The sequence below is a fragment of the Streptomyces sp. NPDC021096 genome, assembly GCF_040641275.1.
Taxonomy (GTDB): Bacteria; Actinomycetota; Actinomycetes; order Streptomycetales; family Streptomycetaceae; genus Streptomyces.
Map to the genome: position 1 here is coordinate 111,168 of NZ_JBFADG010000004.1, position 14,893 is coordinate 126,060.

Genomic DNA, 14,893 nt, shown 5'->3' on the forward strand with positions numbered 1-14,893 from the left:
ATGGGAAGCGTGAGTGTTGCACCGGTCGAGATCGAACGGCCCGAAACGGGCGAGTCGCCCTTCGCGGTGACCGAACCCGACGTCCCTTGGGTGACCCTGGTCCATAACGACCCCGTCAACCTCATGAGTTATGTGACGTATGTCTTCCAGGCCTACTTCGGCTACCCCAAGGACAAGGCGCACCGGCTGATGCTCGACGTCCACCACAAGGGCCGTGCCACGGTCTCCAGCGGCAGCCGCGAGGAGATGGAGCGCGACGTGCAGGCGATGCACGGCTACGGGCTCTGGGCGACGCTGTCGCAGGACCGTTGATGGCCGGGCACTTCGAGCCGCTGCCCGGCGGCGGGGCGGCCGTCGCCCTGGACGAGGTCGAGATCTCCATCCTGCGCAGCCTGGCCGTACAGCTCCTGGAGCTGATCGGCCCGGGGGAGACGCATGGCCCGGAGGCCGTCGATCCGCTGGCCCGGCTGTTCGCGGAGGGCCCCAGTGAGCCCCCGGCCGACCCCGCCCTGGCCCGGCTGTTCCCGGACGCCTACGGCACCCCCGGCGCCGAGCAGGACCGGCAGGAGCGCGCGTACGCCTCCGAATTCCGCCGCTACACCGAGAACGACCTGCGCGAGCGCAAGCGCGAGGACGCGCTCGGCGTGGTCCGCTCGCTCGACGCCCTCGGCGGCGGCGAGCAGGAGGCGGGCGACGCGGTGCTGCGGCTGACCCCCGAGGGCTGCCGGCAGTGGCTCGGCGCGCTGAACGACCTCCGGCTGACCATCGGGGCCCGGCTGGAGATCACCGACGAGGACGACGGCGAAGCACTCTTCCGGCTGCCGGACGAGGACCCCCGCAAGCCGATGGTGATGGCCTACCTCTGGCTCGGCGGGCTGCAGGAGACGCTCGTCGAGGCGCTCATGGCCTGACGGCCCGAATCAAGGGGAAGAAGCTGTTCCGGGGCCGTTCCGGCCCCGTTCGCTCAGCGGACCCGCAAATCCGGATAACGATCGAGTCACCGTGGTCGCGGCTATTGGTGTCCCAGATCACTTGTGTCCGGATTTTTTTGTGCCGTGCGCCACAAGCGCGCCGATGATCTCATCTTTACACGTGATACTTCTTGCCGACCTGCCTCTGCGACGCCACCCCTGTCGCAGCGGAAGCGCTAGCCGACCGACCGTCGGCGCTGAGCAGGACTCCATCCGGGGGGATCGGAACCCGATCCGGAGCAACCGGATCGGTATGGAGAAAGGCGCACCACCATGACCTCTGAGCAGGTCGCCGACCGCACCGCAGTGCGGGACGGAGAGGGAAGCGGCAAGGATGCTTCCGAGGGTTACGAGCGGGGACTCGGTAACCGACAGATTCAGATGATCGCCATTGGTGGCGCCATCGGCACCGGCCTGTTCCTGGGCGCGGGCAAGGCGATATCGAAGGCCGGACCCAGCCTGATCCTGGCCTATGCAATTGCTGGCCTGGTCATCTTCTTCATCATGCGAGCGCTCGGTGAGCTGCTCATGTACCGCCCGGTGTCGGGCTCCTTCTCGGACTACGCCCGAGAGTTCCTCGGTCCCTTCTGGGGCTATGTGACCGGATGGACGTACTGGCTCTTCTGGGTCGTCACCGGCATCACCGAGGTCACCGCGGCCGCCACCTATGTGCAGTACTGGAACAAGTCGATTCCACAATGGGCATCGGCGCTGGTCTTCACCGTCATTCTCTACTTCATCAACCTGATCTCCGTGAAGCTCTTCGGTGAGCTGGAGTTCTGGTTCTCGATGGTCAAGGTCACCGCCATCATCGGCATGATCCTGATCGGTATCGGCGTCATCACCCTCGGCTTCTCCGACGCCGGTGACACCGCCTCCTTCAGCCTCCTGTGGAGCCACGACGGGTTCTTCCCGAAGGGCATCGGCGGCACGCTGATGACCCTGCAGATCGTGATGTTCGCCTTCCTCGCCGTCGAGCTCGTCGGCGTCACGGCGGGCGAGGCCGCCGACCCCAAGAAGACCCTGCCCAAGGCCATCAACACCGTGCCGTGGCGCATCGCCGTCTTCTACCTGGGCGCGCTCATCATCATCCTGTCGATCGTTCCCTGGACCGAGTTCATGCCCGGCGTCAGCCCCTTCGTGGCGGCCTTCGCCAAGATCGGCCTGCCCGCCGGTGCCGGCATCGTCAACTTCGTGGTGCTCACCGCGGCGCTGTCGTCCTGCAACTCCGGCATGTACTCCACCGGCCGTATGCTCCGCGACCTGTCCCTCAACGGTCAGGGCCCGAAGTTCTTCGGTCAGCTGTCCAAGAAGGGCCTGCCGTTCCGCGGCACGACCTTCTCCGCCGCGCTGATGCTCGTCGGCGTGTTCATCAACTACCAGTGGCCGGGCGAGGCGTTCAACTACGTCGTCTCCTTCGCGACCATCTCCGGTATGTGGGCCTGGATCATGATCCTCGTCGCCCAGCTGCGCTACCGCCGCAAGGCGGACCGCGGCGAGCTGCCGCAGTCCGAGCTCAAGGCCCCGGGCGCGCCCTGGACCAGCCTCTTCGCCCTGGCCTTCATCTTCATGGTGATCGTGCTCATGGGCATCGACAAGGACGCGCGCATCTCGCTGTACTGCGCACCCGTCTGGGGCGCGATCATGTGGGTCTCGTACCTGATCCTGAAGAAGCGCAACCCGCAGGCGTTCGAGCGCAAGGACTACTCGCTCACCAAGTAACACCTGCGATTTCGAAGCCCCGCCCGTACCCCTCGGTACGGGTGGGGCTTCTGTTTATGCTGGCGCCCATGCTGACCATCACACAGGCCCTGCACGACCAGATCGTCGCGCACGCCCGCGCCGACCACCCCGATGAGGCGTGCGGCGTGGTCGCCGGCCCCGCCGGCAGCGACCGGCCCGAGCGGTTCATCCCCATGCTCAACGCCGCGCGGTCACCCACGTTCTACGAGTTCGACTCCCAGGACCTGCTCAAGCTCTACCGCGAGATGGACGACCGCGACGAGGAGCCGGTGGTCATCTACCACTCCCACACCGCCACCGAGGCCTACCCCTCGCGCACCGACCTCACCTACGCCAATGAACCCGGCGCCCACTACGTCCTGGTCTCCACCGCCGACACCGACGACGCCGGTCCCTTCCAGTTCCGCTCCTTCCGCATCGTCGACGGAACGGTCACCGAGGAAGACGTCCAGGTCGTCGACGCGTACTGAGTGCTGAGACCGTCCGTTCCGCATGCCGGGACGAATTTCCGGGCGGCGCACAGGGAATCGATACCATGCGCCCCATGGTTCCCACGATGTGAGCCTCCGCGTTCCACACGAACCGACCCCGCACTCCGACAGGAGCACACCCATGGCCATCGAGGTCCGCATCCCGACCATCCTGCGCACCTACACCGACGGCAAGAAGGCCGTCGAGGGCAGCGGCGCCACGATCGACGAGCTCTTCAAGGACCTGGAGGCCCGCCACCCCGGCGTCCGCGAGCGCCTGGTCGACGAGACCGGGGAGCTGCGCCGCTTCGTCAACGTCTACCTCAACGACGAGGACGTCCGCTTCCTCGCCGGCATCGCCACCGAGCTCGCCGACGGCGACAGCGTCACCATCCTCCCGGCCGTCGCCGGCGGAATGGCCTGATGCGCTACGAGTCGCCGCTCGCGGCGGTCGGCAACACCCCGCTCGTCCGCCTGCCGCGCCTGTCCCCGTCGGAGACCGTCCGCGTCTGGGCCAAGCTGGAGGACCGCAACCCCACCGGCTCGGTCAAGGACCGCCCGGCCCTGCACATGATCGAGCAGGCGGAGAAGGCCGGCCGGCTCTCGCCCGGCTGCACCATCCTCGAGCCCACCTCCGGCAACACCGGCATCTCCCTCGCCATGGCCGCCAAGCTCAAGGGCTACCGCATGGTGTGCGTGATGCCCGAGAACACCAGCGAGGAGCGGCGGCAGCTGCTCGCCATGTGGGGCGCCGAGATCATCCCCTCGCCCGCGGCCGGAGGCTCGAACACGGCCGTACGGGTGGCCAAGGAGCTGGCCGGGCAGCACCCCGACTGGGTGATGCTCTATCAGTACGGCAACCCCGACAACGCCGGCGCCCACTACGCCACCACCGGCCCCGAGATCCTCGCCGACCTCCCCGAGATCACCCACTTCGTGGCCGGGCTGGGCACCACCGGCACCCTCATGGGCGTCGGCCGGTACCTGCGCGAGCACAAGCCGGGCGTGCGGATCGTGGCCGCCGAGCCCCGCTACGACGACGTCGTCTACGGGCTGCGCAACCTCGACGAGGGCTTCGTCCCCGAGCTCTACGACGCGGGCGTGCTCACCACCCGCTACTCCGTAGGCTCCGAGGACGCCGTCCGGCGCACCCGCGAACTCCTCGCCGAGGAGGGCATCTTCGCGGGCGTGTCCAGCGGCGCGGTGCTCCACGCCGCGCTCGGCGTCGCCCGTAAGGCCGTACGGGCGGGGGAGAGCGCCGACATCGTCTTCATCGTCGCCGACGGCGGCTGGAAGTACCTCTCCACCGGCGTCTACACCGCGGCCACCACCGAAGAGGCCGTCGAGACACTGCACGGCCAGCTGTGGGCCTAGCGCGATGCGCCGCCTGTCCGCGCCGGTCCGTAAAAAACAGAACTGTGCACGGGTGAACTGCTACTACCGATGTTGGCAAGCGGCTGACATCATCCCGTAGGAGACGCACATGAACTGTCCCGCATGTGGATCTTCGGACATGAGGCAACTCAACAATGGAAACTGGCAGTGCGGAAACTGCGGCGCAGTCACGGCTGGACAGGGCGGCGTGGGATGCGCTCGCTCCTGAGACACGTGAGCGGCTCGCGGCATTCATGACGCCCGAGGTGTTCACCGTGACGGCCGGCAGCAAGGAGTCGGCCGAGCGCTTCCAGCGCTTCATGGACACCCTGGACCGTGCCGAGCGGCACAAGCCGCTGTAGGACGTGCGGCACCGGCCGTCCCGACCTCCTCTTCCGCACCCCGGCCCGCAGGCCCCGACCGCGCTCCTCCTTCCGGGCGCGGGCCGGGGCCTTCGCGCTGCGGGCCAGGTCCGTCCTGGTGATTCCGCCCACACGCCACCCTCTCGGAGGAGTCACCGCCCGTTTCTCGCCTTACCCTCGACTGCACCGCATGGCCCCCCGTAACCAGCCCACGGAGGTTCAGGCCCGCATGAAGCTCACCGTCGTCGGATGCTCGGGCTCGTTCCCGTCCACGGAATCGGCCTGCTCGAGTTATCTGGTGGAGGCCGACGGATACCGGATCCTCCTCGACATGGGCAACGGCGCCCTCGGCGAGCTGCAGCGCCACGTCGGTCTCTACGACCTCGACGCCGTGCTCCTGTCGCATCTGCACCCGGATCACTTCATCGACATGTGCGGCTACTTCGTGGCCCGCTACTACCGCCACGACGGCGGCCGGGCCGACGCCATACCCGTCCACGGCCCCGAGGGCACCGAGAAGCGGCTCCTGACGGCGTACGGCGACGTGCCCGACGAGGCCTGCATGAGCGAGGTCTTCGACTTCCGCACCCTCACCCCGGGCAGCTTCGGCCTCGGCCCCTTCACGATCCGCACGGACCGGGTCAGCCACCCCGTCGAGGCCTTCGCCTTCCGGGTCGAGCACGGGGGCCGCTCGCTGGTGTACTCGGGCGACACCGGCCCCTGCGACGCCCTGCAGGAGCTGGCCCTGGACACCGACCTGCTGCTGTGCGAGGCGTCCTTCACGCACGGCAAGGAGGACATCCCCGACCTCCACCTCAACGGCCTCCAGGCCGGCGAATGCGCCGCCCGGGCCGGCGCCGGCCGCCTCGTCCTCACCCACATCCCCCCGTGGACGGACCCCCTCACCAACCTGCGCGACGCCCGCTCGGTCTACGACGGCCCCGCGGAACTGGCCCACGCGGGAGCCGTGTACGAGCTGTAGGCGGCGCGGCGGCCCCCGGACACAGCCGAAGGCCCCCGGAACCGAGCGGTTCCGGGGGCCTTCGCATGCGGCCTCGAGGATCAGGCCTTGCCCGTGTCCTCCAGCTGGCCCTCGGGCTCACGGCCCGGGGTGGGGAGGTTGAACTTGGTGATCGCGAAGCGGAACACCACGTAGTACAGGGCGCCGAAGCACAGGCCCACCGCGGCCAGCATCCACGGCTTGGTGGCGATGCCCAGGTTCAGCAGGAAGTCGATCGCGCCGGCGGAGAAGCCGAAGCCGTCCTTCATGCCCAGCGCCCAGGTCAGCGCCAGCGAGACACCGGTGAGCAGCGCGTGGATGGCGTAGAGGACCGGAGCGATGAACATGAAGGTGAACTCGATCGGCTCGGTCACACCGGTGACGAACGCCGTGAGCGCCAGCGAGCCCATCATGCCGCCGACGACCTTGCGGTTCTCCGGGCGGGCGCAGTGCACGATCGCCAGGCAGGCCGCCGGGAGCGCGAACATCATGATCGGGAAGAAGCCGGTCATGAACTGGCCGGCGTCGGGGTCACCGGCGAGGAAGCGGGCGATGTCGCCGTGCTTGCCGTTGAAGTCACCGGCCTGCAGCCACGGGAAGGAGTTGAGCAGGTGGTGCATGCCGACCGGGATCAGCGCACGGTTGGCGACGCCGAAGATGCCCGCGCCCACGGCGCCGGAGCCGACCAGCCACTCGCCGAAGTTGTGCAGACCCGTGCCGAGGACCGGCCAGATGAGGCCGAAGAGGATGCCGATGACCAGGCCGGCGAAGGCCGCCAGGATCGGGACGAGGCGGCGGCCGCCGAAGAAGCCCAGCCAGTCGGGGAGCTTCTTGCGGCTGTAGCGCTGGTAGAGCAGCGCCACGACCAGGCCCATGACCACACCGCCGAGGACGCCGGCGTTGACGGGCGCCTCATTCATGACGATCTTGCCGTCGACGACCGCGGCGACCTTCGGCAGGTTCTTGTCGGTGAAGGTGGCGAGCACCTCCTTGAAGACCAGGTAGCCGGAGACCGCGGCCAGGGCCGTGGAGCCGTCCGACTTCTTCGCGAAGCCGATGGCCACGCCGACGGCGAAGAGCAGCGCCATGTTGCCGAGCAGGGCGTTGCCGCCCGCCGCCATATAACCGGCGATCTTGGTTATGAACTCGGGGAAGGAGTCGCGCCCGAGCATGTCGTTGTTGCCCAGCCGGACCAGGAGCGCGGCCGCGGGCAGGACCGCGACCGGCAGCATGAGGCTGCGGCCGATGCGCTGCGCGACGGCCATGGCGCCGGCGCCGCGCTTCTTCTTTTCCGGTGCCGCCTCTTCAGGCGCCGCCTTTGCCGCCTTGGCTGCCGTACTCATCGGATTCCTCCAGGTGAGGCGGGCGCTCGGGAAAAGGGGGGACGGCCCGCGATTTGGTCTACACCACTACTGGTTTAGACCTGTTGTAGCACGTGAGTCGGGCATAAAGGAATCCATCGTTCCAAGTGCTCTCGCGCACACACGCAAGGGTGGCGTGAGCGCTCTGCGCTGCGTCACGCCACCCTTACTTGACGTCTACTTCACGTTCTCCTGCTCGATCTCCTCCGCCAGCGCCTCGGGCTCCCGCCCCGGCGTCGGAATGTCGAAGAACGTGATCGCGAAGCGGAAGACCACGTAATACAGCACCGCGAAGCACAGCCCGATCGGAATGATCAGCCATGGCTTGGTCGCGAGCCCCCAGTTGATCACGTAGTCGATCAGCCCCGCCGAGAAGCTGAAGCCGTCGTGCACCCCCAGCCCCCAGGTCACGGCCATGGAGACGCCCGTCAGCAGCGCGTGCGCCACGTACAGCAGCGGCGCGATGAAGAGGAAGGAGTACTCGATCGGCTCGGTGATGCCCGTGACGAACGACGTCAGGCCCACCGAGAGCATCAGACCGCCCACCGTCTTGCGGTGCTGCGGCCGCGCGCAGTGCGTGATCGCCAGCGCGGCGGCCGGCAGCGCGAACATCATGATCGGGAAGAAGCCCGAGGTGAACTGGCCGGCGGTCGGGTCGCCCGCCAGGAAACGGTTGATGTCGCCGTGCACCACCGTGCCGTCCGGCTTGGTGTAGTCGCCGAACTGGAACCACACGAAGACGTTCAGGAACTGGTGCAGCCCGATCACCAGCAGCGCGCGGTTCGCGACGCCGAAGATGCCCGCGCCGGTGGCGCTCAGGTCGGACAGCCACTTGCTGAAGCTCGTCAGCGCGTCACCCACCGGTGGCCAGATCCACAGGCACAGCGCGGCGAACGCGATCCCCACGAACGCCATGATGATCGGTACGAGCCTGCGGCCGTTGAAGAAGCCCAGCCAGTCCACCAGCTTCACCCGGTGGTAGCGCTGCCAGAACCAGGCCGCCAGCAGGCCCATGACGATGCCGCCGAAGACGCCGGGGTTCTGGTACCCCGCCGCGGACGGCTCCCCGGCCGCGGTCACGCACACCCCGGCCAGCAGGCCGATCGGCGTGTGCTTGGAGCCGGCGGGGCAGTCCAGCGGGAACTGGTGCAGCACCGCGTAATAGACGAGGAAGCCCGCCACCGCCGCGAGCGCCGTCGAGCCGTCCGACTTCTTCGCCATGCCGATCGCCACACCGACCGCGAACAGCAGCGGCAGCCCCAGCGAGGAGTCCAGCAGCGCCCCGCCCGCACCGGCCATCACCTTGGCGACGTCCGTCCAGCCCAGGCCGTCCGCACCGAAGACGTCCGGCTGGCCGAGCCGGTTGAGGATGCCCGCCGCCGGCAGCACCGCGATCGGCAGCTGCAGGCTGCGGCCCATCTTCTGCAGCCCCTGGAAGAGGCCGTGCAGGCGCTTCTTCTTCCGCGGGGCCGCCGCGGCGATCGAACTCATCTGCGTCCTCCGGCTGCTGGCATACTGGTGTAGACCACTTGCGGTGCGGTGTGGACTCCCGGGGGCAGTGCCGGGTGCTCGCCATCCTTCGACAGATGGCGGACATACGCCCGCATAGTTGGGCTATACGTGGGTTACCGTGTGAAAGCCGGTCGGCGGAACCGCCGAAGGGCTGAGACAACCAGGAGTGCACATGGCCAGCAAGGCTGAGAAGATCGTCGCCGGCCTCGGCGGGATCGAGAACATCGAAGAGGTCGAGGGCTGCATCACCCGCCTTCGCTGCGAGGTCTCCGACCCCTCCCTCGTCGACGACGCCGCCCTCAAGGCCGCCGGCGCCCACGGCGTCGTGAAGATGGGCACCGCCATCCAGGTCGTCATCGGCACCGACGCCGACCCGATCGCCGGCGAGATCGAGGACATGCTGTGAGCTGAGCCACCGGGCTCCTCCCGGAGGGCCCCGTTTCGATTGTCGCGTACACGACGCCAACCGGAACGGGGTCCTCTGTCGTCCCGATAGGCTCATCACCATGTCTCGCATCGACGGCCGCACCCCCGACCAGCTCCGCCCCGTGACCATCCAGCGCGGATGGAGCAAGCACGCGGAAGGCTCCGTACTCATCTCCTTCGGCGACACCAAGGTCTTCTGCACCGCCAGCGTCACCGAGGGCGTGCCCCGCTGGCGCAAGGGCTCCGGCGAAGGCTGGGTCACCGCCGAGTACTCGATGCTCCCCCGCGCCACCAACACCCGCGGCGACCGCGAATCCGTACGCGGCAAGATCGGCGGCCGCACCCACGAGATCTCCCGCCTCATCGGCCGCTCCCTGCGCGCCGTCATCGACTACAAGGCCCTCGGCGAGAACACCATCGTCCTGGACTGCGACGTCCTCCAGGCCGACGGCGGCACCCGCACCGCCGCCATCACCGGCGCCTACGTGGCCCTGGCCGACGCCATCACCTGGGCCCAGGGCAAGAAGCTCATCAAGCACGGCCGTCAGCCGCTGACCGGCACCGTCTCCGCCGTCAGCGTCGGCATCGTCGGCGGCGTCCCCCTCCTCGACCTCTGCTACGAGGAGGACGTCCGCGCCGACACCGACATGAACGTCGTCTGCACCGGTGACGGCCGCTTCGTCGAGGTCCAGGGCACCGCCGAGGCCGAGCCCTTCGCCCGCGAGGAGCTCAACAGCCTCCTCGACCTGGCGGTCGCCGGCTGCGCCTCCCTCGACGCCGCCCAGCGCGAGGCCCTCGCCCGCACGCTGTGACGCAACCGTAGGGCGTGGCCCGAGCGTTGATAGAGACGTACGGTCCGGCGGAATCCGGGCCGTACGCCCGCCCCGCCCAAACCGGAAGGCCGTTCATGCCCGCGCACCGCCGCCGCACCACGACCCTCACCGCCCTCGCCGCCGCCCTGCTGGCCGTGCCCCTGGCGGCGGGCTGCTCCACCGCCCAGAAGGCCGTCGACTGCGCCCGGCTGGGCGTCGAGATCACCAACGACGTCGACAAGCTCCAGCGGGCCGTCACGGACGCGGCGAACGACTTCGGCCAGGCCGACAAGGCCCTGGACACGCTCGACGAGGACACGAAGAAGCTCAAGGACAAGACCGGCAACGCGGACGTCGGCAAGGCCCTCGACCACCTCCAGCAGGCGGTCACCAATGCCCGGGAGTCCGTGCGCCAGAACAAGGCGCCCGACCTGACGCCGCTCAAGGACGCGGCGGGCGAGCTGACCAAGGTCTGCACCTCGAAGTAGGGCCGGGGGCGGGCACGGCGGCGGGGACGGGCGACCCGGGATAATCCCTCCCATGAAGCGCCTGATCCTCGCCACCCGCAACCACAACAAGGTCACCGAGCTCCACGCGATCCTCGCCGCCGCGGGCCTCGACGTCGAACTCGTCGGCGCCGACGCCTACCCCGAGATCCCCGACGTCAAGGAGACCGGCGTCACCTTCGCCGAGAACGCCCTCCTCAAGGCCCACGCCCTGGCCCGCGCCACCGGCCACCCGGCCGTCGCCGACGACTCGGGCCTGTGCGTCGAGGTCCTGAACGGCGCCCCCGGCATCTTCTCCGCCCGCTGGGCCGGCCGCCACGGCGACGACAAGGCCAACCTCGACCTCCTCCTCGCCCAGCTCTCCGACATCGCCGACGAACACCGCGCCGCCCACTTCGCCTGCGCCGCGGCCCTCGCCCTCCCGGACGGCACGGAACGCGTCGTCGAGGGCCGCCTGGAGGGCACCCTGCGCCATGCCCCCTCGGGCACGGGCGGCTTCGGCTACGACCCGATCCTCCAGCCCCTGGGCGAGTCCCGGACCTGCGCGGAGATGACGCCGGAGGAGAAGAACGCGATCAGCCACCGCGGGAAGGCGTTCCGGGGGCTGGTGCCGGTGGTGCGGGAGCTGTTGGGGTAAGACAATGGCCTGCGATCGAGATCCTCGATTCGCAGGCCATTTCGGTGCGGCGGAAGGGATTCGAACCCTCAAGCCCTTTCACAGGCCACAGATCCTAAGTCTGCTGCGTCGCCGGTTGCGCCACCGCCGCTAGCCGCCAGCCATGCTATCGGCTGGCGGCTGTGCCTGGCACTCGGGCCGTCACTTCCGGGCTGAAGACCCTCTCCTGCGACACCAGGTGTCCGTCAGCGCGTGGCAATTGGGGCACAGGTAGCGAAGGTTCTCCGGGCGGTTGTCGAGCCAGTCGCCGTTGACGTGGTCGATCTGGAGTGTGATCGGCCTTCCGAGCCACTCGCCTTCGTTACCGCAGGAGACGCAGCGGTAGGGGACGCCCGTCTCGGCGAGTGCCCGATGCAGCCGCTGGCGGTTCTCGCGGGGTGAACCCTCGGGACGCACTCGGAGGACTTCGTCCGCGATGGCCCTGGGCTCGGCGACCTCAACCGTTCCCCAGGTTCTCCGCTTGAAGTGCGACGTGTCCAGCTTGAGTTGGGTCACGCCCCGCCGGACTCGCCGATGGTTGGTGTCGTTCACGGCCAGCCCGAGAGCCCGCATGACGTCGGCGAAGCTCGTGGCGTCGGCCACCGCCTCCCTCAATCGGTCCTCGGGTAGCGTGAGCCGATTCCGGCCGAAGTGAGCGGTGTCGATGCCCAGCTCGTCGAGCAGGCGTCGGAGTGCTGCACGAGACCTGCCGTCCTCGGTAATGCCGAGGTCCCGTGCCATCGCGCGAACGCTGGTCGCGGATGCGGCGGAAGCGCGGAGCTCCTCCTCGGTGAACGGCAGATCGGTCTGCGGACGGTTCAGGCCGGGGAAGTGGCTGACGTCGATGTCGGTCGCGGCGATCCGCCGGCGGATGTGCGAGAGCGTTCCCGTCGCCGGGGAGGCGCCGAGCTTCTGTGCCACCTCGCGGAGAGTGGTGGACGAGGCGACGGCCTTGGCTATGGCCTCATCGGGGTACTTCCGCCAGGGGCTGCGCTGCTTGAAGTGGCTGGTGTCGAGGCCCAGGGCGACGACCTTCTCCTGGAGGACCCGGCGTCTGCCTCCGCTGGCCTTCACGCCGAGGCGGCGCATCAGGCCCGCCCAGCCGGTCGACTCCGCGACGGCGGCGGCAAGCGTCGCGTGGTCGTAGACGTCAGGCATGGTTCCCTCCCCACCCGCCCCCTCCCCAGGGGCCCTCGAACGGAGCAACGACCCGCATCCTTGATCGGTTACGCCACACATGTACGTATCTCCGTAAGGGAACGCGCCGCCTGTTTTCACCGTCCCTCAGAGCGGGGAATGGGACAGACCTGTGAAAGCAGGATCCGCACGTGATCGAGGAAGAGAGCCGATGACCGACCGTGCCGTGGCCCGTGGGGTCCGACTGCGCACCGTGGTGGCGATCTTTCTGGGGGTGTCCGGGCTGGTGCTCGGCGGGGTGTGGCTGGGGGATGCCACGGACCGGGCGAGCGTGGTGAACAAGGCGCCCAGGACCGCGGCGGCGCAGCGGACGGGGTCCGCGCAGCAGTCCCAGGTGGAGCTCGAGGATTCGGGGTCGCGGGAGCTGCCGGGGGTGCGGGACTGCGGGGTGGGGGAGCCGGTGCCGGAGCCGACCATCATCACGCTGGACTGCAACACCTCGGGGCGCGTGGCCAGCGACATCCGGTGGGAGGCCTACGCGGCGGACGGCGCGGCAGGCAGTGGTGTGGTGCAGGTGTCGACCAATGCGGCCGGTGCGGCGGCGGGTAAGTCGTTCCCGGTGCGGTTGCGGCTGTACGGGCCCAAGGAAGTGGACGGTTCGGTGGCGTTCACAGCGCTCGAGGTCAAGTACGTGGGGGCCACTCCGGCGGGGGAATCCCGAGAGGTCCTTCCGATCGCGTGATGGGTATCCGTGCTCGGATCGCGTTCGCGATCTCCTTCGTCACCGCCCTGGCCGTCGTGGTCCTGGGCGTGGCCGTTCATCACATCTCGGGCCTGGAGCGTGACCGCCAGGCCATGGCGTACCAGGACGGGCTGCTGAGCTCGGCGCTGCAGATCTACCAGCGGGACGGCACCCTCGCGCTGGGTGCCCAGCTCGACGATTCGACGTTGCCGTTCGCGCTGTCGCAGGCGGTGGCGAAGGGTGAGTCGGGCACGTACATCAGCGGTGGCGAGGACCCGCGGGTGTGGGCGGCGACGGGGGTCGGGGACGACAAGGTGTTGTCGATCTCGGCGTCGTACCCGGACCGTGATCCGTTGCAGACGGCGCTGGACAAGGCGCTGGTGGTGGCGGGTGCCGCGACGGTGGCGCTGATGGCGGTGGTGGCGTGGTTCGTGGCGCAGAGCCTGTCGCGGCGGCTGCGGCTCAGTGCGGCTGCGGCGCGGCGGATCGCGGCGGGCGAGGCGCCGGACGCGGACGCGCTGGACATCGGCGGCCGGGACGAGGTCGCGGAGCTGGGCCGGTCGGTGCACCACATGGCGACGTCGCTGGCGGGGCGGGTCTCCGCGGAGCGGCAGTTCACGGCGGACGTGGCGCACGAGCTGCGGACGCCGGTGGCGGGTCTGGTGGCGTCGGCGGAGTTGCTGCCGCATCCGCGTGCGGTGGAGATGGTGCAGGAGCGGGCGCAGACGATGCGGGCGCTGGTGGAGGACCTGCTGGAGGTCTCGCGGCTGGACGCCGGGGTGGAGAGCGCGCAGCTGGACGAGGTGGAGCTGCCGTCGCTGGTGCGGGGCATCGTCAAGCGGGCGCGGGGCCAGCGGGGTGTGGACGACGTGGCCGTCGACGTGGTCGGCGAGGGCCGGATCGTGGCCACCGACGCCCGGCGCGTGGAGCGGATCCTGGTGAACATCCTGGCCAATGCCGCCAAGCACGGGCGGCCGCCGATCGAGGTGACGGTCGAGGGCACCCGGATCGTCGTGCGGGACCACGGGGACGGTTTTCCGCCGGGGCTGGTGGACCAGGGGCCGCGCCGGTTCCGTACGGCGGCGCCGGAGCGCGGTACGGGGCACGGTCTGGGGCTGACGATCGCGGTGGGGCAGGCGGCGGTGCTGGGTGCGCGGCTGTCGTTCGGGAAGGCGGAGGGCGGCGGGGCCAGGGCCGTCCTCGACCTGCCGGAGGCCGAGGACGGGCCGGAGGGTGGCTGTCCGGTGCGCCGGGGCGCGGTGGTGCCGGGGGTTACAGCGCCAGGTCCTTGATGATCTTGGCGACGTGGCCGGTGGCCTTGACGTTGTAGAGGGCGCGCTCGACCTTGCCGTCCTCGTCGACGATGACGGTGGAGCGGATGACGCCGGTGACGGTCTTGCCGTAGAGCTTCTTCTCGCCGAAGGCGCCGTAGGCCTCGAGGACCTTCTTGTCGGGGTCGCCGACGAGGGTGACCTTCAGGGACTCCTGCTCGCGGAACTTGGCGAGCTTCTCCGGCTTGTCGGGGGAGACGCCGATGACGTCGAAGCCGTGGCCGGCGAGGAAGTCGAGGTTGTCGGTGAAGTCGCAGGCCTGCTTGGTGCAGCCGGGGGTGAGGGCGGCGGGGTAGAAGTAGACGATGACCTTGCGGCCCTTGTGGTCGGCGAGCGAGACCTGCTTGCCGTCCGCGTCGGGCAGGGTGAAGGCGGGGGCGGTGTCGCCGGGCTGCAGTCGCTCGCTCATCGCGGCTCTCCTCGTGGTGTGGTCGGTTACGGTCCCGAGGGTAGCCAGGTCGTGGATCGGGGGTGCCGCGGGGCGCCGGGCC

Annotated in this window: 18 protein-coding genes and 1 tRNA gene; 14 read left to right on the forward strand and 5 right to left on the reverse strand. The window is 69.3% G+C overall.

Annotation, left to right across the window (positions count from 1 at the left end; translation table 11 throughout):
- From clpS to AB0G59_RS09050, 8 genes are all read left to right on the forward strand, one after another.
- The gene (clpS, locus tag AB0G59_RS09015) at positions 1-312 is read left to right on the forward strand and encodes an ATP-dependent Clp protease adapter ClpS (RefSeq protein ID WP_071963615.1); all 312 of its coding nucleotides are present in this window, start codon (positions 1-3) and stop codon (positions 310-312) included.
- Complete coding sequence (locus AB0G59_RS09020) at positions 312-911, forward strand: DUF2017 domain-containing protein (protein ID WP_360909527.1); 600 nt, start codon at positions 312-314, stop codon at positions 909-911. Before clpS ends, AB0G59_RS09020 begins: the two co-directional genes overlap by 1 nt.
- A 333-nt stretch (positions 912-1,244) precedes the next feature.
- Positions 1,245-2,693, forward strand: coding sequence for an amino acid permease (locus AB0G59_RS09025; protein ID WP_360909530.1), 1,449 nt, complete (start codon positions 1,245-1,247; stop codon positions 2,691-2,693).
- Positions 2,694-2,761: 68 nt separating this feature from the next.
- The gene (locus AB0G59_RS09030; protein WP_360909532.1) at positions 2,762-3,184 is read left to right on the forward strand and encodes a M67 family metallopeptidase; all 423 of its coding nucleotides are present in this window, start codon (positions 2,762-2,764) and stop codon (positions 3,182-3,184) included.
- Positions 3,185-3,326: 142 nt separating this feature from the next.
- Positions 3,327-3,608 carry a MoaD/ThiS family protein gene (locus AB0G59_RS09035; protein ID WP_360909534.1) on the forward strand — a complete coding sequence of 94 codons (282 nt, stop codon included), beginning with the start codon at positions 3,327-3,329 and terminating at the stop codon, positions 3,606-3,608.
- Positions 3,608-4,558, forward strand: coding sequence for a cysteine synthase (locus tag AB0G59_RS09040; protein ID WP_360909536.1), 951 nt, complete (start codon positions 3,608-3,610; stop codon positions 4,556-4,558). The genes AB0G59_RS09035 and AB0G59_RS09040 overlap by 1 nt, the downstream gene beginning before the upstream one ends.
- A 109-nt stretch (positions 4,559-4,667) precedes the next feature.
- Positions 4,668-4,787 (forward strand): hypothetical protein, encoded by a 120-nt coding sequence (locus tag AB0G59_RS09045; protein ID WP_360909538.1) that lies wholly within the window; start codon positions 4,668-4,670, stop codon positions 4,785-4,787.
- Between the two features lie 362 nt (positions 4,788-5,149).
- Entirely contained in the window at positions 5,150-5,902 is a 753-nt protein-coding gene (locus tag AB0G59_RS09050) for an MBL fold metallo-hydrolase (protein WP_071963610.1), read from the forward strand.
- Between the two features lie 80 nt (positions 5,903-5,982).
- Here the strand turns inward: AB0G59_RS09050 and AB0G59_RS09055 are convergent, their stop codons facing one another.
- Together AB0G59_RS09055 and AB0G59_RS09060 are read right to left on the reverse strand one after the other, a co-directional pair.
- Positions 5,983-7,263 carry a PTS transporter subunit EIIC gene (locus AB0G59_RS09055; RefSeq protein ID WP_360909540.1) on the reverse strand — a complete coding sequence of 427 codons (1,281 nt, stop codon included), beginning with the start codon at positions 7,261-7,263 and terminating at the stop codon, positions 5,983-5,985.
- Between the two features lie 195 nt (positions 7,264-7,458).
- Complete coding sequence (locus AB0G59_RS09060) at positions 7,459-8,772, reverse strand: PTS transporter subunit EIIC (RefSeq protein ID WP_360909542.1); 1,314 nt, start codon at positions 8,770-8,772, stop codon at positions 7,459-7,461.
- 193 nt (positions 8,773-8,965) lie between these two features.
- On the opposite strand from AB0G59_RS09060, the gene AB0G59_RS09065 reads away from it, so the two are divergent.
- The 4 genes from AB0G59_RS09065 (at position 8,966) to rdgB (ending at position 11,174) form a co-directional block, all read left to right on the forward strand.
- Positions 8,966-9,199 carry a PTS glucose/sucrose transporter subunit IIB gene (locus tag AB0G59_RS09065; protein WP_071963607.1) on the forward strand — a complete coding sequence of 78 codons (234 nt, stop codon included), beginning with the start codon at positions 8,966-8,968 and terminating at the stop codon, positions 9,197-9,199.
- A gap of 100 nt (positions 9,200-9,299) precedes the next feature.
- Positions 9,300-10,031 carry a ribonuclease PH gene (gene rph / locus AB0G59_RS09070; protein WP_071963606.1) on the forward strand — a complete coding sequence of 244 codons (732 nt, stop codon included), beginning with the start codon at positions 9,300-9,302 and terminating at the stop codon, positions 10,029-10,031.
- A gap of 95 nt (positions 10,032-10,126) precedes the next feature.
- Complete coding sequence (locus AB0G59_RS09075) at positions 10,127-10,519, forward strand: hypothetical protein (protein WP_360909545.1); 393 nt, start codon at positions 10,127-10,129, stop codon at positions 10,517-10,519.
- A 52-nt stretch (positions 10,520-10,571) separates the two neighbouring features.
- Positions 10,572-11,174 carry an RdgB/HAM1 family non-canonical purine NTP pyrophosphatase gene (gene rdgB, locus AB0G59_RS09080; protein ID WP_360909547.1) on the forward strand — a complete coding sequence of 201 codons (603 nt, stop codon included), beginning with the start codon at positions 10,572-10,574 and terminating at the stop codon, positions 11,172-11,174.
- A 45-nt stretch (positions 11,175-11,219) separates the two neighbouring features.
- Here rdgB and AB0G59_RS09085 read toward each other — a convergent pair.
- Positions 11,220-11,304, reverse strand: a tRNA-Leu gene (locus AB0G59_RS09085).
- Between the two features lie 50 nt (positions 11,305-11,354).
- Positions 11,355-12,350: an HNH endonuclease gene (locus AB0G59_RS09090; RefSeq protein WP_360909549.1), complete on the reverse strand. Its 996-nt coding sequence runs from the start codon at positions 12,348-12,350 to the stop codon at positions 11,355-11,357.
- A 190-nt stretch (positions 12,351-12,540) separates the two neighbouring features.
- Here AB0G59_RS09090 and AB0G59_RS09095 point away from each other — a divergent pair, with 190 nt between their 5' ends.
- Together AB0G59_RS09095 and AB0G59_RS09100 are read left to right on the forward strand one after the other, a co-directional pair.
- Complete coding sequence (locus tag AB0G59_RS09095) at positions 12,541-13,071, forward strand: hypothetical protein (RefSeq protein ID WP_360909550.1); 531 nt, start codon at positions 12,541-12,543, stop codon at positions 13,069-13,071.
- Positions 13,071-14,363, forward strand: coding sequence for a HAMP domain-containing sensor histidine kinase (locus tag AB0G59_RS09100; protein WP_360909552.1), 1,293 nt, complete (start codon positions 13,071-13,073; stop codon positions 14,361-14,363). Before AB0G59_RS09095 ends, AB0G59_RS09100 begins: the two co-directional genes overlap by 1 nt.
- Here AB0G59_RS09100 and bcp read toward each other — a convergent pair.
- The gene (gene bcp, locus AB0G59_RS09105) at positions 14,344-14,811 is read right to left on the reverse strand and encodes a thioredoxin-dependent thiol peroxidase (protein ID WP_360909554.1); all 468 of its coding nucleotides are present in this window, start codon (positions 14,809-14,811) and stop codon (positions 14,344-14,346) included. The genes AB0G59_RS09100 and bcp overlap by 20 nt on opposite strands.
- Positions 14,812-14,893: the final 82 nt, after the last annotated feature.